This is a genomic window from Natronoarchaeum rubrum (assembly GCF_024494695.1).
The window spans coordinates 206,109-230,459 of record NZ_JANHDP010000002.1; the positions used below are offsets into that span (position 1 = coordinate 206,109).

At 68.5% G+C, this 24,351-nt stretch carries 21 protein-coding genes; 10 read left to right on the forward strand and 11 right to left on the reverse strand.

The features are described 5' to 3' along the window. Positions 1-34: 34 nt before the first annotated feature. On the reverse strand, positions 35-1,087 hold the full coding sequence (locus tag NO931_RS05190) for a DUF2332 domain-containing protein (RefSeq protein ID WP_256391572.1): 1,053 nt from the start codon (positions 1,085-1,087) through the stop codon (positions 35-37). Positions 1,088-1,240: 153 nt separating this feature from the next. Here NO931_RS05190 and NO931_RS05195 point away from each other — a divergent pair, with 153 nt between their 5' ends. The 4 genes from NO931_RS05195 (at position 1,241) to NO931_RS05210 (ending at position 7,159) form a co-directional block, all read left to right on the forward strand. Then, positions 1,241-2,590 carry an amidohydrolase gene (locus NO931_RS05195; protein WP_256391573.1) on the forward strand — a complete coding sequence of 450 codons (1,350 nt, stop codon included), beginning with the start codon at positions 1,241-1,243 and terminating at the stop codon, positions 2,588-2,590. A gap of 146 nt (positions 2,591-2,736) precedes the next feature. After that, entirely contained in the window at positions 2,737-3,786 is a 1,050-nt protein-coding gene (locus NO931_RS05200; protein WP_256391574.1) for a collagen-like triple helix repeat-containing protein, read from the forward strand. A 336-nt stretch (positions 3,787-4,122) separates the two neighbouring features. After that, positions 4,123-5,478 (forward strand): type I glutamate--ammonia ligase, encoded by a 1,356-nt coding sequence (gene glnA / locus NO931_RS05205; protein WP_256391575.1) that lies wholly within the window; start codon positions 4,123-4,125, stop codon positions 5,476-5,478. Between the two features lie 397 nt (positions 5,479-5,875). Beyond that, the gene (locus NO931_RS05210; RefSeq protein WP_256391576.1) at positions 5,876-7,159 is read left to right on the forward strand and encodes an adenosylhomocysteinase; all 1,284 of its coding nucleotides are present in this window, start codon (positions 5,876-5,878) and stop codon (positions 7,157-7,159) included. Positions 7,160-7,181: 22 nt separating this feature from the next. Here the strand turns inward: NO931_RS05210 and NO931_RS05215 are convergent, their stop codons facing one another. From NO931_RS05215 to NO931_RS05230, 4 genes are all read right to left on the reverse strand, one after another. Beyond that, positions 7,182-7,781: an FmdB family zinc ribbon protein gene (locus NO931_RS05215; RefSeq protein ID WP_256391577.1), complete on the reverse strand. Its 600-nt coding sequence runs from the start codon at positions 7,779-7,781 to the stop codon at positions 7,182-7,184. 127 nt (positions 7,782-7,908) lie between these two features. Further along, positions 7,909-9,369: an MATE family efflux transporter gene (locus tag NO931_RS05220; protein ID WP_259371464.1), complete on the reverse strand. Its 1,461-nt coding sequence runs from the start codon at positions 9,367-9,369 to the stop codon at positions 7,909-7,911. Between the two features lie 31 nt (positions 9,370-9,400). Beyond that, a complete protein-coding gene (locus tag NO931_RS05225; protein WP_256391579.1) occupies positions 9,401-9,523 on the reverse strand; it encodes a hypothetical protein in 123 nt (40 codons plus the stop codon). After that, entirely contained in the window at positions 9,520-10,122 is a 603-nt protein-coding gene (locus NO931_RS05230) for a TetR/AcrR family transcriptional regulator (protein ID WP_256391580.1), read from the reverse strand. The genes NO931_RS05225 and NO931_RS05230 overlap by 4 nt, the downstream gene beginning before the upstream one ends. A 475-nt stretch (positions 10,123-10,597) precedes the next feature. Here NO931_RS05230 and NO931_RS05235 point away from each other — a divergent pair, with 475 nt between their 5' ends. Both NO931_RS05235 and NO931_RS05240 read left to right on the forward strand, forming a co-directional pair. Beyond that, entirely contained in the window at positions 10,598-10,837 is a 240-nt protein-coding gene (locus NO931_RS05235; RefSeq protein WP_256391581.1) for a DUF8001 family protein, read from the forward strand. Positions 10,838-10,904: 67 nt separating this feature from the next. Next, a complete protein-coding gene (locus tag NO931_RS05240; protein WP_256391582.1) occupies positions 10,905-11,285 on the forward strand; it encodes a helix-turn-helix domain-containing protein in 381 nt (126 codons plus the stop codon). 81 nt (positions 11,286-11,366) lie between these two features. Here NO931_RS05240 and NO931_RS05245 read toward each other — a convergent pair whose 3' ends face one another. Then, positions 11,367-13,385, reverse strand: coding sequence for a hypothetical protein (locus tag NO931_RS05245; protein ID WP_256391583.1), 2,019 nt, complete (start codon positions 13,383-13,385; stop codon positions 11,367-11,369). Positions 13,386-13,490: 105 nt separating this feature from the next. On the opposite strand from NO931_RS05245, the gene NO931_RS05250 reads away from it, so the two are divergent. The 3 genes from NO931_RS05250 to NO931_RS05260 all read left to right on the forward strand — a co-directional run bounded on the left by NO931_RS05250 (position 13,491) and on the right by NO931_RS05260 (position 15,779). Beyond that, positions 13,491-13,730, forward strand: coding sequence for a hypothetical protein (locus tag NO931_RS05250; RefSeq protein ID WP_256391584.1), 240 nt, complete (start codon positions 13,491-13,493; stop codon positions 13,728-13,730). Positions 13,731-13,892: 162 nt separating this feature from the next. Continuing rightward, positions 13,893-15,173 carry a threonine synthase gene (thrC, locus tag NO931_RS05255; RefSeq protein ID WP_256391585.1) on the forward strand — a complete coding sequence of 427 codons (1,281 nt, stop codon included), beginning with the start codon at positions 13,893-13,895 and terminating at the stop codon, positions 15,171-15,173. Positions 15,174-15,422: 249 nt separating this feature from the next. Beyond that, a complete protein-coding gene (locus NO931_RS05260; protein WP_256391586.1) occupies positions 15,423-15,779 on the forward strand; it encodes a hypothetical protein in 357 nt (118 codons plus the stop codon). A gap of 8 nt (positions 15,780-15,787) precedes the next feature. Here NO931_RS05260 and NO931_RS05265 read toward each other — a convergent pair whose 3' ends face one another. The 5 genes from NO931_RS05265 to NO931_RS05285 form a co-directional block, all read right to left on the reverse strand. Continuing rightward, positions 15,788-17,851 carry an ATP-binding protein gene (locus NO931_RS05265; RefSeq protein ID WP_256391587.1) on the reverse strand — a complete coding sequence of 688 codons (2,064 nt, stop codon included), beginning with the start codon at positions 17,849-17,851 and terminating at the stop codon, positions 15,788-15,790. 85 nt (positions 17,852-17,936) lie between these two features. Continuing rightward, entirely contained in the window at positions 17,937-19,898 is a 1,962-nt protein-coding gene (locus NO931_RS05270) for an ATP-binding protein (RefSeq protein WP_256391588.1), read from the reverse strand. Between the two features lie 116 nt (positions 19,899-20,014). Further along, a complete protein-coding gene (gene serA / locus NO931_RS05275) occupies positions 20,015-21,604 on the reverse strand; it encodes a phosphoglycerate dehydrogenase (RefSeq protein ID WP_256391589.1) in 1,590 nt (529 codons plus the stop codon). Between the two features lie 173 nt (positions 21,605-21,777). Further along, on the reverse strand, positions 21,778-22,677 hold the full coding sequence (locus tag NO931_RS05280) for an EamA family transporter (protein WP_256391590.1): 900 nt from the start codon (positions 22,675-22,677) through the stop codon (positions 21,778-21,780). 1 nt (position 22,678) lies between these two features. Further along, positions 22,679-23,368, reverse strand: coding sequence for a DUF502 domain-containing protein (locus NO931_RS05285; RefSeq protein WP_256391591.1), 690 nt, complete (start codon positions 23,366-23,368; stop codon positions 22,679-22,681). A 130-nt stretch (positions 23,369-23,498) separates the two neighbouring features. Here NO931_RS05285 and serB point away from each other — a divergent pair, with 130 nt between their 5' ends. Then, positions 23,499-24,134 (forward strand): phosphoserine phosphatase SerB, encoded by a 636-nt coding sequence (gene serB / locus NO931_RS05290; RefSeq protein ID WP_256391592.1) that lies wholly within the window; start codon positions 23,499-23,501, stop codon positions 24,132-24,134. Positions 24,135-24,351: the final 217 nt, after the last annotated feature.

The window sequence follows — 24,351 nt, forward strand, 5'->3', positions numbered from 1 at the left end:
GCGACGGCGTCCGGCGGCGGCCTCGTCTCCGCTCTCACCCGTCGAGCCACCGAATCCAGTCGCCGTAGGGATCGAACTCGGCAATCTGCGATTCCGCGACGGCGTCGCCGCCCGCGAAGCGAACGAGCCGATACGTCGCCGGCGCTCGATTTTCTTCGGGGTCCAGCGAGAGCCAGTAAATCGGTCGCTCGACGCTGCGCTCGGCGAGCAGCCCGCGTAGTTCGCCGATCGTCTCGTCGTCGAGCTGGTAGAGGACGTACGTGCTAAACACGACGAGAGCGGAATTGTCGGGCGCCTCGTCGAGGAGTGCCGGCAACTCCGCGATGGCGTCGCCCGCGACGAGATCCGGCGGATCGTCCCGCGCCACGTCAATCGCGGCGTCGAGCCGCTCGTGGCGACGCCGCAGGCCGGGGTGGACCAGCGCTCGGAGCCAGCGCGCGTCCGCGGGATCGGTCACGTCCAGCGGGTTCAGGTCGACGCCGACGCGGCGCTCGACCGAGAGCTCAGTTTCGGGCAGCGGCGGCGTCCCATCGCCCCGGAGTTCGCATTCGATGCGAACCGGCGCGTCGGCCGACCCCGCGGTCCCCGCGTCGCCGTACTCGTACGCGTACTGGTCCCAGCAGAGATTGAGTCCCGCGCTGGCGCCGATCTCGACCAGCGCGAGCCGGCGGGTGCCCGCCGTTCTGGCGACGCGCTCGAACGCCGGTACGAGAGCGGCCGATCGTCCCACGTCGTTCGTCTGGGTGCGACGCGTTGCGACGAGCTCTCGAAGCCGATCTTCGTTGCTCGCGCAGAACTCTCGAAACGCGGGAAACGGATCCTCGTCCGGCACGTCGCTACCCCGACCCGATGCGTCGCCGCCGCAGGTCGGGTAGAATCGCGCCAGCGGGTGGTCGCTATCCTGCAGGAGCAGCGCGTGGACTGCCGCGAGCAGCGTTTCCGGTCCGGGTTGCCCCTCGCGAGCTTCCCCGGCGATGTCGAGGAGCAGGTCGTCGTCCGCGCCCGCTCTCGTCACGCGTTCGTACAGCGGCGACTTGTCGCCGACCCAGTCGGCGTACGCCTCGAACTGCTCGACGAGATCGTCCATACGCCCGACAGTCGCGGGCGCCTGATGAATTCTTCGCGTCCGTTGGAGCGAAACGATCCGTCGCGTCCTGGCTTCGCGCGGGATCAGTTCCGAGCGGCGGCGCTCCCGCTCCGGATCGGACGGATTAACACCGGTGCTCCCGAATCGACGCCCATGACTACGCTGCGGATCGCGGGCGGGCGGGTGCTTCGCCCCGACATGACGGTAGAGCGCGCGGACGTGCTGGTCGATCAGGACGCCGGCGAGATCCTGGAGGTCGGCACCGACGAGCAAAGCTCGTCGAGCCCTCGTTCGGCTTCGCCTCACGAGGACGTCGAGGCCGGCGTCGGCGACGAACTGCTCGAAGCCGACGGCGGGCTGGTGATCCCGGGCCTCGTCAACGGCCACACGCACGTCGCGATGACGCTGCTCCGGGGCTACGCCGACGACAAGCCGCTGGACGCCTGGCTGCAGGAGGACATCTGGCCGGTCGAAGCCGAGTTGACGCCCGAAGACATCAGAGCCGGCGCCGAACTCGGCATCGTCGAGATGATCAAGTCCGGCACGACGGCGTTCTCGGACATGTACTTCCACGTCTCGGAGATCGCCGACGCCGTCGACGAGGCGGGCGTCCGGGCCGTGCTGGGCCACACCGCGATCACGGTCGGCAAGGACGAGGAGGACGCCGAGGCCGACATGCAGGACAGTCTCGCCGTCGCGCTGGAGCTCGACGGCGCCGCCGACGGGCGGATCTCGACGACGTTCCAGCCCCACAGCCTGACGACCGTCGGCGAGGAGCACCTCCGCGAGTTCGTCCCCCGCGCTCGCGAGGCGGGCCTGCCGATGCACTTCCACGCCAACGAGACCGAGGGCGAGGTCGAGCCGATCGTCGACGAGCACGGCGAGCGCCCGCTCGCGTACGCCGACGATATCGGTCTGCTGAGCCCGGAGAACTTCCTCGCCCACGGCGTCCACGTCGACGACGAGGAGATCGACCTGCTCGCCGACTCGGGGACGGGCGTGATCCACTGCCCGGCCTCGAACATGAAACTCGCCTCCGGGATGGCGCCCGTCCAGCGCATGCTCGACGCCGGCGTCACGGTCGGGCTGGGCACCGACGGCGCCGCGTCGAACAACGACCTGGACATGTTCGACGAGATCCGCGATGCGGCGATGCTGGGCAAGCTCGCCGCGGACGACGCGAGCGCGGTCGCGGCGGCCGACGCGGTCGGACTGGCCACGGCCGGCAGCGCGCAGGCGCTGGGGATCGACTCGGGCCGGATCGAGCCCGGCGCGAACGCCGACCTCGCGGTCGTGGATCTCGCCGAGCCCCACCTGACGCCGCAACACGACCTCGTGAGCCACCTCGCGTACGCCGCCAACGGCGGCGACGTCCGGCACACGATCTGCGACGGCGACGTGCTGATGCGAGATCGCGAGGTTCTGACGCTCTACGAACCGAAGGTTCGGGACGCCGCCGCCGAGCGAGCAGAGGCGCTGGTCGAGCGAGCGGCCGACGAGTGACGTTCGTCGGGTGCAACTAACAGGAAAATAAACGACGAGATCTGTTTTTAAACGTTACAACGATTTCTCCTCCGGTTTCGATATCGGGTGAACGAGGTGAACGAGAGTCCCCCTTTATGATCCGATCCTGATATGGAGGGAACGTGATGAGTCGGAAAACCCAACTGTTCGCGGTGCTGGGCGCGGTCATGCTGATCGTGTCGATGGCGGCCCCGGCGGCCGCCGCGTCCGCGATGGTCCAAGAGGACGTCGACGAAGACAGCGACGACCTCGAGGATGCGGACGACAACGAGAGCGACGGCGATCTGAACGAATCGGACGAGGATGAACTCGACAACGAGTCTGACGACGACCTCGACAACGAGTCTGACGGCGACGAGGAGGAGTTGGATGACGAAGAAGACGAGGAGGATGCCGAAGACGAAGATGAGGAAGACGAAGAGGATGAAGAGGACGCCGATGACGACGACGCCGAAGACGACGAGGACGGCGCGGCCGCCTCGGCGACCAGCGAGAACCTCACGATCTCGGTCACCAACGCCCCGTCGGTCGAGCTGACCGACGACGGCGAGGCGGCTGCTAACGCCACCGTGTCGGTCGCGGTCGACGACGAGAACGCGTCCTACGAGGGCGCGGGCGAGTACACGACCGACGAGGACGGGACGGTCGCGCTGCCCTCGCCGAACGAGACGGTCGCGGTGACCGTCACCGGCGAGGTCGATAACCGCTCGGTCTCGGTGTCGACGACGCTCGGCACCGACGCGGCCGACAACTTCGGTCTGGAGGTCGCCGCGTTCGTCGAGTCGCTCCAGCAGGAGAACGTCAGCGGCCCGATGGGCCAGCAGGTCGCGGCCTTCGTGGTGGAGAACAACCCGGCCGCGGACAAGATCCCGGACCACGCCGGTCCCGGTAACCAGGGTCCGCCCGAACACGCCGGCCCCGACGGCGACAAACAGCGGGGGCCGCCGGAAGACAAGGGTCCCGACGGCGACAAGGGCCCGGACGGTGACAGAGGACCTGCCAGCGACAAGGGTCCGTCCGATGACAAACAGCGCGGCCCGCCCGCGGACAAGGGTCCCGGCGGTGACGACGCGGACGACGACAGTGAACAGGACGACTCGGAGCAGGTCGACGACGACGATAGCGAGGTGGACTCGGACGACGCTGACGACGAGGACGCCGACGAAACGGCCTAAACGGCGGCTTTTCTGCGACCGCGGTTTTCGACGCGTGCGAACCGAACACCGGCAGCGCAGTAGTGTCATCCGACGGGTGCTCGTCCCCCGTTCCTGCGCGTCGATCCGATTTTCGTTTGCTCTCGGCCGGCACGGTCGAGCGTCCGAACTCGGCACGGAACTCCGGGCCGCTGGACGTTCGTTAGAGCGAACTACATCCGACGAAACGAATGGAAAAAAGACCGATCTTGAGGGCACGTAATCGGATGAATGTCTTGATCTTCGGATCTTCGTGCAAATATTTGCGCCGATCGCCGTCGCTTTAGTACTATCTATGCAAGGAATGACCGAAGCAACATGGCATCCGAAAGCCTCACCCCCGACGAACGGGACGTGCTCGCTCGCATCGAAGAGGAGGACGTAGACTTCCTCCGCCTGCAGTTCACCGACATTCTGGGTACCGTCAAGAACGTCTCCATCACGGCCGACCAGGCCGAGAAGGCGTTCACCGAGGGGATCTACTTCGACGGCTCCTCGATCGAAGGGTTCGTCCGCATCCAGGAATCGGACATGCGCCTGGTGCCCGACCCCTCGACGTTCGCCGTCCTCCCGTGGCGGAACACCGAGAGCGGGAAGGCAGCCCGCCTGATCTGTGACGTCTACGACACCAAGACCGGCGAGCCGTTCAGCGGCGACCCGCGTCACGTGCTCAAGAGCGTCCTCGACGAGGCCGAGGAGATGGGCTATACGGTCAACGCCGGGCCCGAGCCGGAGTTCTTCGTCTTCGACAAGGACGAGGACGGTAGCGCGACCACCGAAACGCACGACGCCGGCGGCTACTTCGACCTCGCGCCGAAGGACCTCTCGTCGGACCTGCGCCGAGAGATCATCTACAACCTCGAGGACATGGGCTTCGAGGTCGAGTCCAGCCACCACGAGGTCGCCGAAGGCCAGCACGAGATCTCGTTCAAGTACGACGACGGGCTCTCGACGGCCGACAACATCGCGACGTTCCGCTCGGTCGTCCGCGCCACGGCCGAGGTCAACGACGTCCACGCGACGTTCATGCCCAAGCCGATCGCCCACATCAACGGCTCTGGCATGCACACGCACCTCTCGCTGTTCACGACCGACGGCGAGAACGCGTTCCACGACGAGGACGACGAGTTCAACCTCTCCGAGACCGCCAAGCAGTTCGTCGCGGGTATCCTCGACCATGCGCCCGCCGTCACGGCGGTCGCAGACCCGACGGTCAACAGCTACAAGCGCCTGGTGCCCGGCTACGAGGCGCCCGTCTACGTCGCCTGGTCGGACGTCAACCGCTCGGCGCTGATCCGCAAGCCGGCGGCCCGCGCGCCCGCCGCCAGCCGCATCGAACTGCGCTCGCCCGACCCGTCGTGCAACCCCTATCTCGCGCTCGCCGCCATGATCAAGGCCGGTCTGGACGGCATCAAGCGCGATCTGGACTGTCCCGACCCGGTCCGCGAGAACATCTACGAGTTCGACGCCGAGAAACGCGAGGAGTACGGCATCGAGACGCTGCCGCCGAACCTCGGCGCCGCCGTCGACGCGCTCGAACAGGACGAGGTCATCCAGGACGCACTCGGCGAGCACGTCGCCGAGAAGTTCGTCGAGGCCAAGCAGGCCGAGTACGACGAGTACAAGGCCGAGGTCTCCGAGTGGGAGATCGACAGCTACCTCGAAACGTTCTGAAGCCGCTCTCTCCGTCGCCCGAGGCAGCGATCGGCTGACGCCGGTCGACGTTCTGGCGAGCGTACGAGCCAGAGCTCGACGCGGTGTTCGGTGTCGGTGCCTCCGCCGGGCGTGTCAGGCTCGCGTCGGCGGTGCCGTAGGGACTCCAGTGGACTGGCTACTCACGACACTGCGAGCGATCGGAACTCAGGCTTCCGAACGGGGGATCCTACGACGAAACGCCAAGTTCCGACGCGGGCCCACGAAATCCGGCGACCGCGACCTGACGCCGCGTTCCGGCGGCCGCGACCGATGCCGCGTTCCGGCGGCCGCGACCGATGCCGCGCTTCGACGCTGCGATTCGACGCCGCGCCCGCCCTTCGGTAGGGTTTTGGGCGCCCTGGTTCTTTTTCAGTGCATGAGCGACTACTCCCCGATCAGCGAGCACCTCGACGACGTGTCGGGCGCTCGCGAGGACGGGCACCGCAAGATGGACTGGGCGCGCCAGCACATGCCGATCCTCGCCGAACTCCGCGAGGAGTTCCGCGACGAGCAGCCCCTCGCCGGCGAGCGCGTTGGGATGGCGATGCACGTCGAGGCCAAGACGGCCTGCCTGGTCGAGCTGCTCGCGGAGGGCGGCGCCGACGTGGCCGTCACCGGCTGCAACCCCCTCTCGACCCACGACGACGTCAGCGCCGCGCTCGACGAGCACGAGCGGATCACCAGCTACGCCAAGCGCGGCGTCGACGACGAGGAGTACTACGCCGCGATCGACGCCGTCATCGAGTTCGAGCCGACGGTCACCGTCGACGACGGCGCCGACCTGATCTTCCGCATCCACCAGGAGTACCCCGAACTGATCGAGACGATCGTCGGCGGCTGCGAGGAGACCACCACCGGCGTCCACCGCCTGCGCGCGATGGACGAGGACGACGCCTTAGACTACCCGGTGTTCGCGGTCAACGACACGCCGATGAAGCGGCTGTTCGACAACGTCCACGGCACCGGCGAGTCCTCGCTGGCCAACATCGCGATGACGACGAACCTCTCGTGGGCCGGCAAGACGATCGTCGTCGCGGGCTACGGCGACTGCGGCCGCGGCGTCGCAAAGAAGGCGTCGGGCCAGAACGCCGACGTGATCGTCACCGAGGTCGAGCCCCGCCGCGCGCTCGAAGCCCACATGGAGGGCTACGAGGTCATGCCGATGGCCGAAGCCGCGAAGGAGGGCGACGTGTTCCTCACGACCACCGGTAATCGCGACGTGATCACGCGCGAGCACTTCGAGGCGATGGGCGACGGCGTCCTGCTGGCCAACGCCGGCCACTTCGACGTCGAGGTCAACCTCGATCACCTCTCGGATCTTGCGGTCGACACCTACGAGGCCCGCGACGGCGTCCAGACCTACGAACTCGAGGACGGCCGCCGGCTGAACGTGCTCGCCGAGGGTCGCCTCGTAAATCTCGCCTCGCCGATCGCGCTCGGCCACCCGGTCGAAGTGATGGACCAGAGCTTCGGCGTTCAGGCCGCCGGCGTCCGCGAACTGGTCGAGAACGGCGAGGCGTACGACGCGGGCGTCCACGACCTGCCCGACGATCTCGACCGCGAGATCGCCGAGATCAAGCTCGCCGCCGACGGCGTCGAGTTCGACGACCTGAGCGACGAGCAGGCCGAGTACATGAACAGCTGGCAGCACGGGACCTGATCGCGACGCCGACGCTCGATCCTTAGAATCGCTCTTCGATATCGGTCGACCCGCAGTCCGGACAGACGAGGTCCGGCCCGTCCTGATCGAACGCCTCCCGGCAGTCCTGACACCGGTACTGTCCGGTCGCCATCAGTTCCCGTACCACGGCCGCCTCGTCGTCGTCCGTGCCGTTTGCCGCCCCGTCGCCCGTCTCACTTGCCGCCTCGTCGTCCGTGCCGTTTACTGCCTCGTCGTCCGTCTCGCTCGCGGCCTCGTCGCCCGATCGGTCAGCGACGCCGTCGTCCGGTCCGTCCGCTTCTCCGTCGCCGGCCCACTCGAACTCCGCCGCGCTCGCCTCGTCGTCCGTCGACGCGGTCGCTTCGGCGTCCGGCGCCGCCGCTGCGTCGTCCGCGTCGGTCGGATCGTCGTCGGACCGCGGATCCAGCGGGTGCGACCCCTCGGCGCTGTCGGGATTGGCCAGGAGTTCGACGTCGCCCGAGTCGCAGTCCGGACAGCTCGCGTGTCTCGGCGACTGGTTCGAGTTGAATCTCCCGTGACAGCTGTTACAGCTGTACTCCGGCGGGTCGGAGCCGCCGCTGCCGCCCGTGATCGATTCTCGGATGCGGTCCTGCCATCCCATTCTGTGACGACAGTTGTCGCGGTCCTTAGTTAATATACCTGATAGTACGCGACTGACCGATCGTTCAACTATCCGCAGCCGATCGGTAATTATCGATCGGGATGATGCCGGGGATCGCGCTGCGGCGTCAGTCGTCGGCCGCCGCGGCGTCTTCGGACTCCGGTGCGGTCGACTCGGGGGCCTCGCTGTCGTCGTCGACGACGCCCTGATCCCAGTTGCCGACGAGGAACCAGATCCCGACGAGCACCGCCGCGGCGACGTGGGAGAAGGCGATCCCCCACCAGACGCCGGTCGCGCCCATCCCGAGCAACGCGATGAACGCCAGCGTCGGCGGGATGCGCAGCCCCCACTGGGAGACCGCCGAGAAGATGAATGCGGTGCGGGTGCTCCCGGCGCCGCGGAAGCCGGCGTTGAGCACGTGGAACAGGCCCATGAACACGTACGTCGGCCCGATGATCTTGAAGTAGTTCGTCCCCATGTCGACGACGGCCGCTGCGTCCTCGCCCTGGATGAACACGCGCACGAGCGGTTCGGCCAGCAGGAACGCCAGCACGCTGAACACCGAGAGGATGGCGACGATGATGCCCGAACTCATCAGCACGGCCGTCCGCGCCCGGTCTTCCTGCCCGGCGCCGAGGTTCTGGCCGACTGCCGTCTCGGTCCCCTGCGAGAGCCCGACCGCCGGGAGGTAGACCAGCGTGTTGATGCGGTTGCCGATCCCGTAGGCGGCGACGGCGTCGGCGCTCACGAGGCCGACCAGCGCCGTCATCCCGGTGTAGGCCAGCGAGTTGGCGCTCTTTTCGAGTCCCGAGGGGCCGCCGACGTCGATGATCTTGCGGATGACCGCGGGTTCGGGCCGGAGGTCCGACAGCGACAGCGAGATGCCGACGTGCCCGCGAAAGAGCATCCAGAGCCCGATCACCGCGGCGACGCCCCGCGAGAACACGGTGGCGACCGCCGCGCCCTGGACGCCGAAGCCGGTGAAGCCGGTGGCGTCGAACAGCGTCGTCTGGAGCGATTCGAGGCCGGCCCAGGCGAACACGGGGTTGTTCTGGAACCCCAGGATCATGAACGGGTCGAGCACGACGTTGAGCGCGACGCTGACGCCCATCAGGTACAGCGGCGTCGTCGTGTCGCCCCACCCGCGCAGGATCGCCTGGAAGATGAAGAAGCCGAACATGAACACGACGCCGACGAAGAACGTGCGCGTGTACTCGACTGCGAGCGCGTGGACGGCCGTCCCCGGCTCCGTGCCGACGTACGGCAGGAGGATCGGCGCGAGCACGTAGCCCAGCGCCGCGAGCGCGACCGACGTCAGTGAGACGAACGTGATCGTCTGTCCGGCGACGCCGGCGACCCTGTCCTCGTTGCCCGCACCCTTGTGCTGGGCGACCAGCACGGTGCCGGCGACGGTCAGCCCGCTCCCGAGGCTGATCATCAGGAACGAAAAGGGCAGCGCGAACCCGAGCGCGGCGACCGGATCGGCGCCGAGCCGACCGACGAAGAACGTGTCGACGAGATTGTACGTGACTTGCAGCAGCTGCGAGGCGACGATCGGCAGCGTCAGCGTCAGCAGCGGCTTCAGCATCGGCCCCTCGGTGAGTTCGACCGAGCGATCGTCAGGCACGGTGCTCACCTCCCGTCGCCGCGGCGTCGGCGTCGCGACCGGACACCGCGGCGTCGACGCCGCTGTCGAGGGTCCTGTCGTCGGCGACCGGGCAGTGGCGTCGACCTCGATTCACGCGTCACCGTCCCCCGTTCGCTCGCCCTCGACCAGCAGCTCGCGGACCAGCAGCTCCTCGATCCCGGCCATCGCCGCCTCGCTGGGGGCGTCCTCGCCGAGGATCACGTTGTGGGACTGGGCGCCCTCGATCGCCGACCGAAACAGCGCCGCGAACTGCTCGGGGTCGACCTCCCGAAAGACGCCTTGTTCGATGCCGTCGCGGACGATCTCGGCGATATGCTCGCGCCAGACGGCGTCGTTGCGCGCGAGTTGCTCGCGGAGCGCCTCGTCGTAGGGGGCCTGTGCGCGCAGCTCCAGCAGCGCGGTGTGGAACTCGTCGACGCCGCCGTCGCCGGCGCCCCCGACGACCAGATCGGCCAGTCGGAGCAGTCGGTCCTCGGGATCGGCTTCGGGATCGTGTTCGAGGTCCTCGAGAAATCCGTCGAGGATCGTCTCCAGGCAGGTCGCCAGCAGGTCCTCCTTCGAGTCGAAGTGGTAGTGGATCAGCGACGTGCTCTTGTCGAACTCTTCGCCGATCGCCTCGATCGTCAGATCCGCGTAGCCGTGCTCGTACAGCGCCGTGAACGTGGCGTCGACGATCTCGTCCCCGGTGGTCATAGTTGATTGAGTGTCCAATCAATATTTAAAGGCGGCGTTCGCAGCGCGACGATCCCTCGAACGGGCGGGCGCGATCGTTCGGACGTCGAGACTAGAAAAGCGACCGCTCGTGGCCGTCGGGGCCGTGAAACTGGCTCACTTGCCGGCCGAAACCGGGTCTACGTCGCCGGAGCCGCAGGTCGGACAGTGAACGACCGCCGGATCGTGACACGTCCGGAATACCTGTCGGCACGCCCCACAGCGGAGTTCACGCCCGTCCGTCGTGGGCCGGTCCTCGTCGCGATCTGTACTCATCGCTGTCCGACACACTGTTGCCGATGGTAATTAATATATCTCATTCTATGTATGACCGAGAAGTTGATATTTGATTCTCCGCCGGAAATTCAATCCGGCGGGCCGCTCGCTCGCTGCCCCGGCGCTCGACGCGTCGGACCATTCCACTACAGTAAGGTGGATCGGACACGAACTCCTTCCAATGGCAGAGCCACTCCGCGTCGCAGCCGGCGAGCGCTCGGTCGAGGAACTGCTCGGCGCTCTGGAGGACGGTCGCCGAGTCGTCGTCGAGACGGAGATGTTCGGCGGCTCTCACGAGGTGACCCTGCGCCACGACGGCGACGTGTACTACTGCGACACGCCGACGACACTGCATCGCCACGAATCGCCCGACGGGATGCGTCGATGTATCGTGAAAAACGGATACGGCGCCGAGGAGTAGGCAGTCGCCGCCGGTTCGGCGCCCGCGTGTAGCCGGTTTTATCGTTCTCGATAACCCATTCGTTCCCATGAGCAACGCCGCCCAGCCGGACATGGTCTCCCTGATGGAGAACGCCGATCCGGCCTTCGAGGACGTGATGACCTGCGTGTTCGGGATCCAGGACCACGAGACGCGCACCTACCTCGCACTGCACGACCGCCCCGGTAGCACCGTCGAGGAACTGGCCGGCGCGCTGGATCGGGATCGGAGCAACGTCAACCGCTCGCTGTCGACGCTGCTGGAGGCCGGTCTCGTCGAGCGCGAGCGCCGCCTGCTCGACTCCGGCGGGTTCGTCTACCAGTACACCGCCGTCCCGCTGCCGGATGCCAAGGAACTGCTCCACGACGCGCTCGACGCCTGGTCGGAAACCGTCCACGACGCCATCGATTCGTTCGGCGACGACTGCTGAGACGCGCGCTATTTCTCGGTCGCACCGACGCGAGGCGTCTCGACGCCGCTGCGCGGCGGCGTCGGGCGACGGTGGCCGCGATCACGGCGCCGACGCGACGGCCAGCGCGTACGTTCGCACTTCGCTCGGTTGCCCGCCGACCAGCTCGGCCGCTCGCGCGGGCGTGACGACGTTCCCGCTCCCGAAGTACGGCATCGCGACGACCGCCTCGACGCCGTCGCTCCATTCGGGACGATCGGCCCCCGACCATCTCACGGCCGCACCGTCGCCGAACAGTCCTTGTCGGTCGATACCGCTGAACAGGGCCGCGTCCGGCGACCCCGTCGAGACCAGCGCAGCCTTGCCCGGCCCGGACAGCTCGCCGACGCGGAGTTCGGTGCCGACCGTCCCGGCGTCCGGCAGCTCCTCGCCGAGCACCCACAGGTCGAACCGGTCGCCCGGGATGATCGGCGTCTCCGCCGCCGCCTCGGCGTCCGCGAGCCGGCGGCGCAGGCTCGCACGATCGTCGCCCAGTAGCGCACCGACCGACTCCTCGGCGTCGGCGTCGACCGAAATCGACAGCCGGACCGTCTCGCCCGGCGCGAGCCGGTCGTCAACGCGCTCGCGGCCCAGCGCGGCCGCGGCGTGCTCGCCCGACGCCATCGCCGCGGCGACGTCGGCGTCCGTGAGATCGGCGCCCGGCTCGGACGGCACGGCCGCGGCCTCGACGAGCGGTGTCGCGTCGGCGTCCGGGCCGGTTTCGATCTCGACGTCGAGATGACCGTCCCCGAGGTACCGCTCGCGGTCGAGCGCCCGGATCGTCTCGGCGCCGGCGTCGGCGTACGGCGCGGCGCCGTCGAGGTACGTCCCGACGTCGCCGACGAAGCGCCAGCCGCCGTCGCCCGTCCGAAGCCGAACCCGGTGGTCGTAGAAGCCGGCGTCGGGACAACGGAGCCAGAGGTCGAACCGGTCGGCGCCGCGATATCTCGCAGATGTCGCCCCCGCGTCGGCGTCCTCCGTCGCGGCTCTGGCGTCGGCCGTCGCGGCCCAGGCGTACCGGTAGCGATCGCGCGCGACGGTGAACGTGCTCGCCTGCGCCCGGTCAGCGGCGGCCGAACCCTCGGGGTTGGGCACGAGCGGATCGAACCCCTGCTCGGTCGGGACGTAGGCCGTTCGAGCGTACCAGCCGACGCCGTCGGCGCCGGCGTCGAGCGCCGCGCGGTGGTCCATCCGGAGGGACTGGCGGCTCGGCGTGTGACCGGGGTTGATCGTGTGGGACTGGCCCATGTAGTAGACGTCGCCCCCGCGGAGGCCCGCTTTCGCGTTCGAGACGAGGCTCCGGACCGCGTCGTTCGCGCGCTCGGGGCCGACGTCTTTCTCGTACCAGCCGCGGTAGTAGTCCGCGAACGCGAAGTCGGGCGGCGTCCCCTGGCGATGGAGGTCGTCGAGCAGGCGCGCGAACACGTCGGGCTGTTTCGAGTCGACGACGTAGGGGAAGTGGACGAACACCCCGACGTCGATCTCGGGGTCGACCTCGCGGGCGACTCGCCGCTGGGCGGCGAACACGGCCGGGCCGTACGTTCGGAGGTTGTCGACGGCCTCGTCGTCCCATTTTTCGTCGGACCACCCGCCCATCACCGGCGCCTCCTGCCACGGGATGAGCTTCCCGCCGGACTCGAACTCGCTGTAGGTCTCGACGGCCCGTCGGATCCCCGTCAGGTTGCGCTCGCGGGCGTCGCGGCTCCCGGCGAACTCGTCGGCGGTCACGTCCGTGAGCACGCCCGCGTGGAGCCACGCGGGCACGCCGAGGCGCTTGGCCGTCGCGAGCCCCTCGTGGAGGCTCTCGATCGCGCCCGACGCCTTCGGATTCGGGATCGCGAGGATCGCCGCCAGATCGCGCCGGGCGGCAAAGGCCAGCAGATTCTCTCGGATCGCCTCGTTGGACAGCAGCGAGCCGCTGAGCCACACGAAGTCCGACTCGTCGTCGGCGTCGCTGGTCTCTCCCGCCTCGACTGGAGCCTCGATCAACCCCTGACAGCCCGCGGTAGCGCTCAGTCCCGCGATTCCCGCCAGACAGGCCCGACGGTTCAGCGCGACCGCGCGCTCTGACTCCTCTCGCATACGCGTTACCCGTCCACGAACCGACGCTTCACTCTGGGGGTGCGCACGCGGACGGCGTGCCGTCCGGGGCCGCCGTCTTTTGTGCTGGCCGCCGAAGTCGGGCGCATGAGCGAGGACGCGTCTGAACTCCCGACCTGCGACCGCCGCAGCTGCGACGAGACGGCGGCGTTCCACGTGCTCGAACGGTATCAAGAGGAGACCGGCAAGGGGACCGTCGACGCCGAGACGGTGCTCTGTCGATCCCACACCGACGAGGAGTCGCCGGTGAATCTGGACGCCGCCTCCCTCGACTACGTGTTCCGGGTCGAGCCGATTTCGGCGGCCGCGCTCGACGCGACGGAGTGACGCCGCGGCGCCGTCGCGCGCCGACCGGCCTCGCCCGACGCGACGGAGTGACGCCGCGGCGCCGTCGCGCGCCGACCGGCCTCGCCCGACGCGACGGAGACGGCCCGAACGCCCGACGCAAAACCCGCTCTCTTTTCCCCCCGGGCCCCTTGCACATCGACAATGAGTCTCGAACTCGACGCGCCCGCCGAGGCCGCACCGGACGTCGCCGACGACGGCGTCTGGCTGGCCTGTATCGAGTGCGACAACGTCCTCGCGCCGTTCGACGACGTCGTCTACACCTGCCCCGACTGCGACGGCCTGCTGGAGGTGCGCTACGCCGATCTGCCGACCTTCGACGACTTTGAGGGCCGGGGGGTCTGGCGCTACGACGACGCCCTGCCCGTCGAGATGGGCGTCACGATCCAGGAGGGCGACACGCCGCTGTACCCGGTGCCGGACCTCGAAGCCGAAACCGGCGTCGACCATCTCCACGTGAAACACGAGGGGATGAATCCCACGGGCAGCTTCAAGGATCGGGGCATGACCGTGGGCGTACAGGTCGCCAGCGAACTCGGCGTCGGGCGGCTGGCCTGCGCTTCGACTGGAAACACCAGCGCCGCGCTGGCGGCCTACGGCGCCCGCTCGACCCTGGAGACGCTCGTGCTCCTGCCGGCCGGCAAGGTCGCCGCGGGGAAGGTCGCGCAGGCGAGCCTCCACGGCGCGCGCATCCTCGAAGTCGACGGCAACTTCGACACCTGCCTCGACATCGTTCAGGAGCTGGCGGGGATGGGCGAGGCGTACCTGCTGAACTCGCTGAACCCCTTCCGACTGGAGGGCCAGAAGACGATCGGCCTCGAAATCCTCGAACAGTGCAAGGACCGCACCGGCGAGTTCCCCGACCGGATCGTTCTTCCCGTGGGGAACGCCGGCAACACCAGCGCGCTGTACAAGGCGTTCCGCGAACTCGTTCAGGCCGGCGCGCTCGACGAGTCGGAGGTGCCCAAGCTCACCGGCGTTCAGGCCGAAGGCGCCGCGCCGATGGTCGAGGCCATCGAGGAGGGCAACGACGAGATCCGCCGCTGGGACGAGGTCGAGACGCGCGCGACGGCGATCCGCATCGGCAACCCGGTCAACGCGCCGAAGGCGATCCCCGGCATCCGCGAGACCGACGGCACCGCCGTCGCCGTCTCGGACGAACAGATCACCGACGCCCAGCGCTCGCTCGCCGAGGAGGGCGTCGGCGTCGAACCGGCGAGCGCGGCGTCGATCGCCGGCCTGCGCAAGCTCCGCGATCGCGGCGTCGTCGACGCCGACGAGAACGTCGTCTGTCTGACGACCGGCCACCTGCTGAAGGATCCGGACGCCGCTGCGGCGGCCGGCGCCGATCCCGAGCCGGTCCCCGGCGACACCGAGGGCGTCCTCGCGAGCCTCTCGAGCGAGGGCTCGGACGACGAGCGGTAGCGAGTCTTCCGGCGTCCTCAGTCATCTGGATGATTGAGGGCTCGCGGAGCGTGCTCCGCGGCGTTCTCGATCAGCTTGAGTGATTGAGGGCTCGAAGCGGCGTCGCCGCTTCGGCGTCCTTGGTCATCTCGACGACTGAGAGCCCGAACCGCCGGACTGCTCGGCGACTGGACGCTGCCGGACGCCGCGCGTCCGACGCGCGTCTCACATAAATTTTCATTATAGTATCGCGTACGCTCTCGTCGTCCGATGTCGCTCAACGATCCGTCCTTCGACGACCGAACCGACCCCCCGACCGGCGAGAAAGACGGCCCCTCGATCGTCGACCGCGCCGACTCGGGAACTGCATCGCCGACTGCCGCCGACCGACGCCGATCGCGGGCGGCGGTCCAAACCGAGAATCGGCTGCTCCGAGCGCGCGCGGCGGCGCTCGAACGGGAACTGGCCGACAGTAGCGAGAGGCGTCGGCGCGTGATCGACCGGTACGAGGCGCTGCTGTCCGAACGCCGGGACGACGCGGGGAGCGACCGCGCGACGGCGTCCGATCGTTCGTCTCCCCCAGCGAAGCTCCTGGCGGCGCTTCGCGGCCGGATCGCTCGACGCTGACGCCGCGCCTACGTCGGCGGCTCGATGGCGAACTCGAAGCGCGCTCCCGACGGCTCGGCGTCGGTCACGTCGACGGTCCAGCCGTGCGCGTCGGCGAGCGTCCGGACGATGTAGAGGCCGAAGCCGGTGCCGTCGGCCGCGTTCGTGTACCCCTGTTCGAACACGTCGCCTTTCTCCGCGTCGGGAATGCCGGGGCCGTCGTCTTCGACCAAAAAGCCCGTTTCCGTGCGTCCGACCGTGACGGTGACGGGGTCGTCCGGCTCGTGGGCGTGTTCGATCGAATTGCGGAACAGGTTTTCGAGTAACTCGACGAGCCGCTCCGGGTCGGCTTCGATCGAGCCGACGTCGTCGTCGACCGTCAGCGTCGCTTCCCGGGTATCGACGGCCTGCCAGGCGTCGTAGGCGACTCGCGAGAGCGAGACGCGCTCGGTGTCGCCGACGATCTGGCCCTGGCGGGCCAGCGTCAACAGCTCGTCGGTCAGTCGGTTCATCCTGTCTAAGGCCCACTCGATCTCCTCGACGATCTCCTCGTCGGCGTCGACCTGCCCGAGATAGCCTCGGGCGACCGACAGCGGGTTGCGAAGATCGTGTGAGACGATGCTGGCGAACTCCTCGAGGCGGTCGTTCTGGTTGGCGAGATCTTGCTCGCGCTCGCGGAGGGCCTCCTCGCGGGCCGCCCGGTCGAGTGCCGCCTCCATGTTCGCCGCCAGCACCGCCGCGAGTTCGACGCCGAACTCGCTGAACGTGCCGCTGGTCGAGGCGAAGCCGAGGACGCCGTGTTCGCCCAGCGGCAGGGTCACGGCCACCGGATCGGCGTCGACATCGCCGCCCGCGTCGCCGTCGGCCTCGACGACCGAAACCTCGCCGGTCTCGTCCGGTCGATCCTCGATGAACTGCGCCCGGCCCGTCTCGTAGGCCCGCCGGAACCACTCGCCGTACTGATCGACGAGCGCGACCTCCGTCCCGTCCTCGCCCGTGTTCTGCACGTCACGTCCGGACGATTCGTCGCCGGATGTGCTGTCCGTCAGCGCGTCGGACAGCTCGACCGGGGCGTCCGCCTCGATCGGTTCGACGGGGTAGGCCTCCTCCCTCGGCTCGTCGCTCGCCTCTTCGGTCGGTGCGCCCCGAGCGCCTGCCACCGGCGCCAGGCCGGCATCGTCGGTCAGCGCCACCTCGACGACCGGCAGGTCGGGGATCTCCTCCGCGATGTCGACGGCGATCTCGGCGATCTCCCGGCGCGTCTCCGTCGCGACCAGTTCCCGGCTGGCGGCGTGGAGCGCGTTCATCATCTCCTCCTGACGGTGCTGCTCGGTGACCTCGCGGGTCGTCCCGATGATGCCGACGACGTCGCCGTCGCTGTCGTAGCGCGGCGCTTTCGTCGTCGACATCCAGCGGTCCCGACCTCGTTCGTCGATGAAGTGCTCGATCTTGTTGATGACCGGCTCCTCGGCCTCCATGATCTCTTTTTCCTCGGCCCACAGCTCGTCCGCGTGGGAGGGCGGGAACAGTTCGTAGTCGGTCAGGCCGATCATCTGCTCGCGGGAGAACCCGTACTCGTCGGCGGCGGTCGCGCTGGCGTCGGCGATCCGCCCGGTATCGTCCTTGATGAACACCTGATGGGGGAGATACTCCATCAGCGAGTCCAGTTGTTCCCCTTCGGTCTGGAACGAGGTGCCGTCGTCGCCGACGTCTCGAAGCCGGCGGACGACCGCGATCGGGAACTCCTCGTCGATTCGAACCTCCGGGCCGGCCGTGATCACGTCGGCCGCGCCGGCGTCGAGACCGGCCCTGATGTCGCCGTCGTCGGGATCGCGGACGACGATCACGACCGGCACGTCCGGCAGGTGGATCCTGGCCGCTTCCAGCTGTTCGACCCCGTCGACGCCGGCCTCGTCGTGGTCGAGGACGACGACGCAGTCCGGCTCCAGTTCGGCGTCGACCGCCGCGGCTGGTTCGGAGACGGTCTCGATACCGACGTCGTCGGCCTCGGCCCGGAGCGACCGCTCGACTTCTTCGAGATCGCCGACTGGATCGATCAGGAGTACGTTCATCCGCGCTGTGCGTTCCCCCATGTAAATTCCGTTCCTACGGGTTCGTACGACGTCTTCAAAACAGTAACGGCGGATTTCCGGGCTCGGATTGCCGGTCGTCGGCCGGTCATGAGCGGTGCCCGCTATCGACGCTCGGCGAGTGCTTCCCCCGCTCGACGCCGGTGATCTCGAAGCGCGCGCCGCCGGGTCTCGAACCGTCGGCCCCGGCGTCGGTGAGCTCGACCGACCAGTCGTGGGCGTCGGCGAGCGTCCGGACGATGTAGAGGCCGAAGCCGGTGCCGTCGTCGGCGTTGGTGTAGCCCTGCTCGAAGACGGTTTCTTTTTCGCTATCCGGGATCCCCGGGCCGTCGTCCTCGACGAAAAAGCCGGCGTTCAGGCGGCCGACCGTGATGGTGACCGGATCGTCCGGATCGTGGCCGTGCTCGATCGCATTGCGAAAGAGGTTCTCCAGCAGCTCCAGCAGCCGGTCGCGGTCGGCGGCCACCGTTCCGAGGTCGTCCTCGACGGAGAGCGTCGCGGCGCCGGTGTCGACGCCCTGCCAGGCGTCCCAGGCCGCGCCCGACAGCGCGACGTTCTCGGTGTCGCCGACGATCTGGCCCTGACGGGCCAGCGTCAGTAGCTCGTCGGTCAGCCGGTCCATCCGATCGAGCGCCCAGCGGACCTCCTCGGCGTTGGCGTCGTCGTCGTCGAACATCTCGGCGTAGCCCTGGGCGACCGACAGCGGGTTGCGCAGGTCGTGTGAGACGATGCTGGCGAACTCCTCGAGGCGCTCGTTCTGGCGGGCGAGTTCGCGCTCGCGCTCGCGGATCGCCTCCTCGCGGGCCGCCCGGTCGAGGGTGGCCTCGACGTTGGCCGCCAGCACCTCGGCGAGTTCGACGCCGGCGTCGTCGAACGTGCCGCTGGTCGAGGCGAAGCCGAGGACGCCGTGCTCGCCCAGCGGAAGCGCGACCGCGATGGGATCGACGCTGTCGGTCACCTCCGACTTGGCGTAGCCGACGACCGCGCCGGGGTCGTCGTCGGACAGCGAGACGACGTACTGACCGACCCCCGACTCGTAGGCCCGGCGGAACCACTCCTCGTAGCGCTCGAACACGGACGCGGTGTCCTCGGTGTGGCCGGTGGCCACGGTCTCGAGGCGTCTGTCCTCGTCGTCGTACAGCACGACTTCGAGCACCGGCAGGTCGGGGATGTCGTCGGCGATGTCGACGGCCGTCGCCGCGATGTCGTCGTAGGTTTCGGCGGTTACCAGATCGCGGCTGGCGGCGTGCAGGGCGTTCACCATCACTTCGCGGCGGTTCTGCTCGGTGACGTCGCGAGCCGTCCCGATGATGCCGACGACGTCGCCGTCGCTGTCGTAGCGGGGCGCCTTCGTCGTCGACACCCACCGGTCCTGCCCGTCTTGGACGTAGCGTTCGACCCGATTGATGATCGGCTCCTCGCGCTCCATGATCTCCTGTTCTTCCTCGTAGAGTTCGCGCCCGAGTTCGGTGTCGAACAGGTCGTGGTCGGTAAAGCCCTGGATCTCCTCTTGGGTGGGCTCGTGCTCGTGCATCGCCACATTACTCATCGCGGCGATCCGTCCGACGTCGTCCTTGATGAACACCTGGTGGGGGAGATACTCCATCACCGAGTTGAGCAGCTCGCTGTCGGTCTGGAACGACTCGCCCTTGCCGGCGGCGTGGCGGACGCGCCGGGTCAGGAGGAGCGGAAAGTCCTCGTCGGTCTCCCGGGTCCCGCCGGTCCCGATCGTGAGCACGTCGGCCGCGCCCTCTTCCAGCGCCGTCTGGGTGAAGTACGACTCGGGGTCGATCACGAACACGACGATCGGGACGTCCGCGATCCGGTCCTCGACGTCGTGGAGCAGTTCGATCCCGTCGACGCCCGCCTCCTCGTACTCGAGCACGATGATACAGTCGGGATCTTCGCCGGTCTCGGCCACCCCGTCGGGCGAGGCGACCGTCTCGACGGTGATCGTCGGATCCTCGCCGACGAGCGCCTCCTCGACCACGCCCATCGCGTCGGCGGGGTCGACGAGGAGAACGGTCATCGGCTCACGATCGGGCGCCATCAATAGTCAGCTACCGTGTTTCGACCACACTGTGAAAATACTGACGCCCGTTGTTAACTCCGTTCTGAGGCTTGCTAATGCCGAAAGAGATGGCGGTCGGCAACGCCGGTCGGCGGTTACTCGTCGCGGCCGTCGAGCGTGATCTGGCGCACCTCGATGATGCGCTCGTCGGCTTCGAGACTCTCCCGCACGTCGTCGGGGACGTCGCCGTCGAGGTTGTACACCGACAGCGCCTCGCCGCCGATCGTCTCGCGGGCGTTGAACATCCCGGCGATGTTGATGTCGTAGTCGCCGAGCACGCTGCCGATGTGACCGATCACGCCGGGCGCGTCCTCGTTACGCGCGACCAGCATGTTGCCGTAGGGAATCGCGTCGACGCGGTAGCCGTCGATCCGGACGATCCGCGGGTCGTCGCCGGCGAAGAGGGTGCCGTCGACGCTGATCTCCTTGTCGCCGTCCTTCGCGGTGACCGTGATCAGGCTCTGGAAGTCCTCGGCCTGGCGGGTCTTGGTCTCGGTGACGTCGACGCCGCGCTCGTCGGCGATCTTCGGCGCGTTGACCGCGTTGACCTGCCACTCCAGGGGCTCGAACACGCCCTTGAGCGCGCTGGCGGTAACCAGTTCGACGTCCTCCTCGGCGATCTCGCCCTCGTAGCGCACCTCGATCTCGGCGATCCGGTCGCCCAGCAACTGGGCGGCGATCTTGCCGGCGGTGTCGGCCAGTTCGAGGTACGGCTCGACGCGCGGGAACGCGCTCTCGTCGATCGAGGGGGCGTTCAGCGCGTTGATCACGGGCTCCTCGCGGAACGCGGCGACGACCTGATCGGCCGTCGAGACGGCGACGTTCTCCTGTGCGGCCTCGGTGCTGGCGCCGAGGTGAGGCGTCACGATGACGTCCTCGACGTCGAGCAGCGGGTTGTCCTGCGAGACGGGCTCCTCGGCGAACACGTCGATCGCGGCGCCGGCCATCACGCCGTCCTCGACGGCTTCCGCGAGCGCTTCCTCGTCGACGACGCCGCCGCGCGCGCAGTTGACGAGGTAGCCGCCTTCGAGCTGGGCGAGCTCCTCGTCGCTGATGAGGTGCTCCGTCTCGTCGGTCAGCGGGACGTGGACGGTCAGGAAGTCGGCGCGGTCGAGACACTCGTCGAGATCGACGAGTTCGGCGCCGAGCTGGTCGGCGCGGTCCTGGCTGATGTAGGGGTCGTAGGCGACCAGATCCATGCCCAGCGAGTCGAGCTTCTTGGCGACCTCCTGACCGACGCGGCCGAGGCCGACGACGCCCAGCGTCTTCTTGTTGACTTCGGTACCGAGGTAGTCGCCCTTGGCCCACTCGCCGCCCTTCAGTCGGCTGTGGGCCTGCGGGATCGAGCGCGCCGTCGCGAACGCCATCGCGACCGTGTGCTCGGCGGCCGCGCGGACGTTGCCCTCCGGCGCGTTCGCGACGATCACGCCGTGGTCGGTGGCGGCGTCGATGTCGATGTTGTCGACGCCGATGCCGGCGCGACCGACGATGACGAGGTCCTCGGCGGCCTCGAACACTTCCTCGGTCACCTCGGTGCCCGAGCGGACGATGAGCCCGTTGGCGTCCGAGACGGCGTTCAGCAAGGCGTCGCCCTCGACGTCGTAGGCTGTCTCTACCTCGTAGCCCGCCTCGCGGAGCCGCTCCAGGCCGGCGTCCGCGATCGGGTCGGTCACGAGTACCTTCATACGCGTTCGATACAAGGGGTCGGGGATAACCCTTTCTTCATCGGGACGACGGAGCGGATTCCGGCAGTCCGGTGGTGGCGTCGAGACGCCGCAGTCGCGGCGGCGTCGACGGCGTCACCGAGTCGCCCCGATTTCGGACTGCCGACGATCAGCGCGGCGTCGACGCCCGCCGCTCACAGCGTGATCAGCGCGGCGCCGACGACGATCAGCGCCGCACCGGCGACGACGCCTCTGGTCACGCGCTCGAACTCGCGCAGCAGCCCGGCGGCGAAGATCACCGTAAAGAGCGGTGCGGTCGCCACCAGCGGGTCGACGAGCGCGACCCGGCCGGACTCCAGGCCCAGCGCCGCCATCAGCGACAGCATCGCGACGGTCGTCAGCAGGCCGCTGGAGGCGAAGTAGGCGTAGGTCTCACGCGGGCGCGCAAGCACGTTCGCCCGGCCGCGAGCGGCGACGACGTAGGCCGTCAGCGCGATCATCCCGGCGGTCTCGTTGAGCGCGACGGCCTCCAGTGCGGTGATCGGCGACTCCAGCAGCCCGTACCGGCGGGCGACGTTGGCGAAGCCGAACGTCGCGGCGGCCGCCAGCGGCCAGGCCAGGTCCCGGGGGTCCCAACCCTGCAGGTCGCCGCCCTTCGAGATCGTCAGCGTCGCGAGTCCTCCCACGAGCACGACGATCCCGGCGATCGTGAGCGGCCCGACCGGTTCGCCGAGCGCGACCAGCGCTACGATCGTCGCGAACAGCGGGCGCGTGCTGAGGACGGCGTTGTTCAGGCTCGCTCCCACCCGGTCGACGCCGACGAAGATGACGATCCTGCCCAGCGCCGTCCCGACGACGCCGGCGCCGACGAACACCGCCAGGATCTCCGGCGTCAGTCCCGAGAAGGCAGATCCGCCACGCAGTGCGGCGATCGCTGTCCAGTAGATCGCGACCTCGACGACCACGACCACGAGCGACGCCTGCACCGAGCCGCCGCCCGCGGCCATCCCGCGCTTGTCGAAGATCGGCGTCAACCCCCACAGCACCGCCGGAATCAGCGCGAGCGCGATCGGATTCGAGAGCAGCCCCGACACGCTACTGCTCGCCGTGGGCGTTCTCGTCGATCGCCATCCCCGTCGTGACGATCGCCTGCATCCCCTCCTCGACGGTGAGGTCGACGTCGTGGATGCGTTCGACCGGGATGTTCAGCAGGTGCCCGCCCATCACCGGGTTCGGCGCCATCGGCACGAACAGCGTCTGCATCCGGTCGTAGCCCGCCGCCTCCTCGATCGCCGTCGGCGACTCCGCTGTCAGGAAGCCGATCGCGAAGCTCTCCTGCTGGGGGAACTCCACCATCTTGACTTCCCGGAAACTCTCGGTGTCCCCCTCGACCATCACCTCGCTCATCCGGTCGACGCTGGTGTAGATCGAGCCGATCCCCGGAAGCTCGCCCATGACGGCGTCGATGCGCTTGCCGAAGCCGGTGTTCGGGCCGTGCTGGGCGGCGAGCCCGACGACAAGGATCAGCCCGATGAGCACCGTCGCGGCGATGGCCTCACGAACGATCTTCCCGAGCTCGGAGGCGGGGCCGAACACGCCAAGCAGTTCGACCAGCGGCGACAGCGCGTCCGAGACGAAGTTGGTGGCCCACACCAACACCAGCACCGTCACGAAGAAGGGGACCGTGATCGCGACTCCCGACAGCAGCGCCTGCTGGAGATCCTGTCGCACCTCTCTCCCGTCCGGTGTCGGATCGAGTATCTCGTCGACGTCTGGTCTGGACATACCCCCCTGTTGTGTCCGAACCCCGAAATGCGTTCCCGGTGATCGGTAGCGGTCGACATACTGCGACCGGCACCGCCGCTCGACGCCGAAAGCGGACGTTTTTCAACCCCGCTCCGCCAACCCGAGAGCAATGACGCTTGTCGCGTTCGACTTCGACGGCACGCTCTCGGACTCCGAGATGACGGTGCTGCTGGGCGAGCAGTACGACGTCGCCGGCCAGATGGAATCGATCACCGAGCGGGCGATGAACGACGAGATCGACTACGCCACCAGCCTGCGCGAGCGCGCCGCGCTGCTGGAGGACCTCCCCGAGGCCCGCGCCGAGCAGGCGTTCGGGCAGGTGTACCTCCGCCAGGGCGCCGCCGACCTGATCGAGGCGCTCAACGACGCCGGCGTCCACACCGCGATCCTGACCGGCGGCTTCGAGCGCGGCGTCGAAGCCGCGCTGGCGCGGGAGAACGTCGAGGTCGACACGATCGTCGCCAACCGCCTGCCGATGGCGGACGGCAACCTCACCGGCGAGGTCGAGGGGCCGCTGATCGAGGGCACCAAGGACACCGCCTTGGAGAATCTCGCCGCCGAGACCGGCGTCGACATGGCCGACACGATCGCGGTCGGCGACGGCGCGAACGACCTGCCGATGCTGCAGGTCGCCGGCAAATCGGTCGGCTTCGTCCCGAAAGACGCGGTGCGCCCCCACTGTCAGGTCGTCGTCGCGACGATGGACCGACTCAAAACTGTGCTCGAAGAAGACGGCGTCCTGTAAGACGACGCTACGACCTTTTTCCACCTCGGGTGCGCTCGCGTTGCTCGCTCACCGCTCGGTGCAAAAAGCTCGGCCAAAAAGCCGGGCGCGCCCTTCGGTCGCGCCCGGTATCCTCGTGAGCGCACACAGTGCGCGAACGAGGGCTCGAAAGACGCCAGCGTCTTTCGGCGAACCGCTCCCTTCGGTCGCGGATGCTCGCACCGTTTCTACACCACTG

Excerpts from the sequence above, each read along its gene's own strand:
- NO931_RS05220 (WP_259371464.1), bottom strand. The coding sequence starts at position 9,369 with ATGCTGAAGCCGCTGCTGACGCTGACGCTGCCGATCGTCGCCTCGCAG.
- NO931_RS05210 (WP_256391576.1), top strand. The coding sequence starts at position 5,876 with ATGAGCGACTACTCCCCGATCAGCGAGCACCTCGACGACGTGTCGGGC.
- serA (WP_256391589.1), bottom strand. The coding sequence starts at position 21,604 with ATGAAGGTACTCGTGACCGACCCGATCGCGGACGCCGGCCTGGAGCGG.
- NO931_RS05265 (WP_256391587.1), bottom strand. The coding sequence starts at position 17,851 with ATGGGGGAACGCACAGCGCGGATGAACGTACTCCTGATCGATCCAGTC.
- NO931_RS05245 (WP_256391583.1), bottom strand. The coding sequence starts at position 13,385 with ATGCGAGAGGAGTCAGAGCGCGCGGTCGCGCTGAACCGTCGGGCCTGT.
- serB (WP_256391592.1), top strand. The coding sequence starts at position 23,499 with ATGACGCTTGTCGCGTTCGACTTCGACGGCACGCTCTCGGACTCCGAG.
- glnA (WP_256391575.1), top strand. The coding sequence starts at position 4,123 with ATGGCATCCGAAAGCCTCACCCCCGACGAACGGGACGTGCTCGCTCGC.
- NO931_RS05215 (WP_256391577.1), bottom strand. The coding sequence starts at position 7,781 with ATGGGATGGCAGGACCGCATCCGAGAATCGATCACGGGCGGCAGCGGC.
- NO931_RS05190 (WP_256391572.1), bottom strand. The coding sequence starts at position 1,087 with ATGGACGATCTCGTCGAGCAGTTCGAGGCGTACGCCGACTGGGTCGGC.
- NO931_RS05270 (WP_256391588.1), bottom strand. The coding sequence starts at position 19,898 with ATGGCGCCCGATCGTGAGCCGATGACCGTTCTCCTCGTCGACCCCGCC.
- NO931_RS05285 (WP_256391591.1), bottom strand. The coding sequence starts at position 23,368 with ATGTCCAGACCAGACGTCGACGAGATACTCGATCCGACACCGGACGGG.
- NO931_RS05240 (WP_256391582.1), top strand. The coding sequence starts at position 10,905 with ATGAGCAACGCCGCCCAGCCGGACATGGTCTCCCTGATGGAGAACGCC.
- NO931_RS05260 (WP_256391586.1), top strand. The coding sequence starts at position 15,423 with ATGTCGCTCAACGATCCGTCCTTCGACGACCGAACCGACCCCCCGACC.
- thrC (WP_256391585.1), top strand. The coding sequence starts at position 13,893 with ATGAGTCTCGAACTCGACGCGCCCGCCGAGGCCGCACCGGACGTCGCC.
- NO931_RS05235 (WP_256391581.1), top strand. The coding sequence starts at position 10,598 with ATGGCAGAGCCACTCCGCGTCGCAGCCGGCGAGCGCTCGGTCGAGGAA.
- NO931_RS05250 (WP_256391584.1), top strand. The coding sequence starts at position 13,491 with ATGAGCGAGGACGCGTCTGAACTCCCGACCTGCGACCGCCGCAGCTGC.
- NO931_RS05230 (WP_256391580.1), bottom strand. The coding sequence starts at position 10,122 with ATGACCACCGGGGACGAGATCGTCGACGCCACGTTCACGGCGCTGTAC.
- NO931_RS05200 (WP_256391574.1), top strand. The coding sequence starts at position 2,737 with ATGAGTCGGAAAACCCAACTGTTCGCGGTGCTGGGCGCGGTCATGCTG.
- NO931_RS05195 (WP_256391573.1), top strand. The coding sequence starts at position 1,241 with ATGACTACGCTGCGGATCGCGGGCGGGCGGGTGCTTCGCCCCGACATG.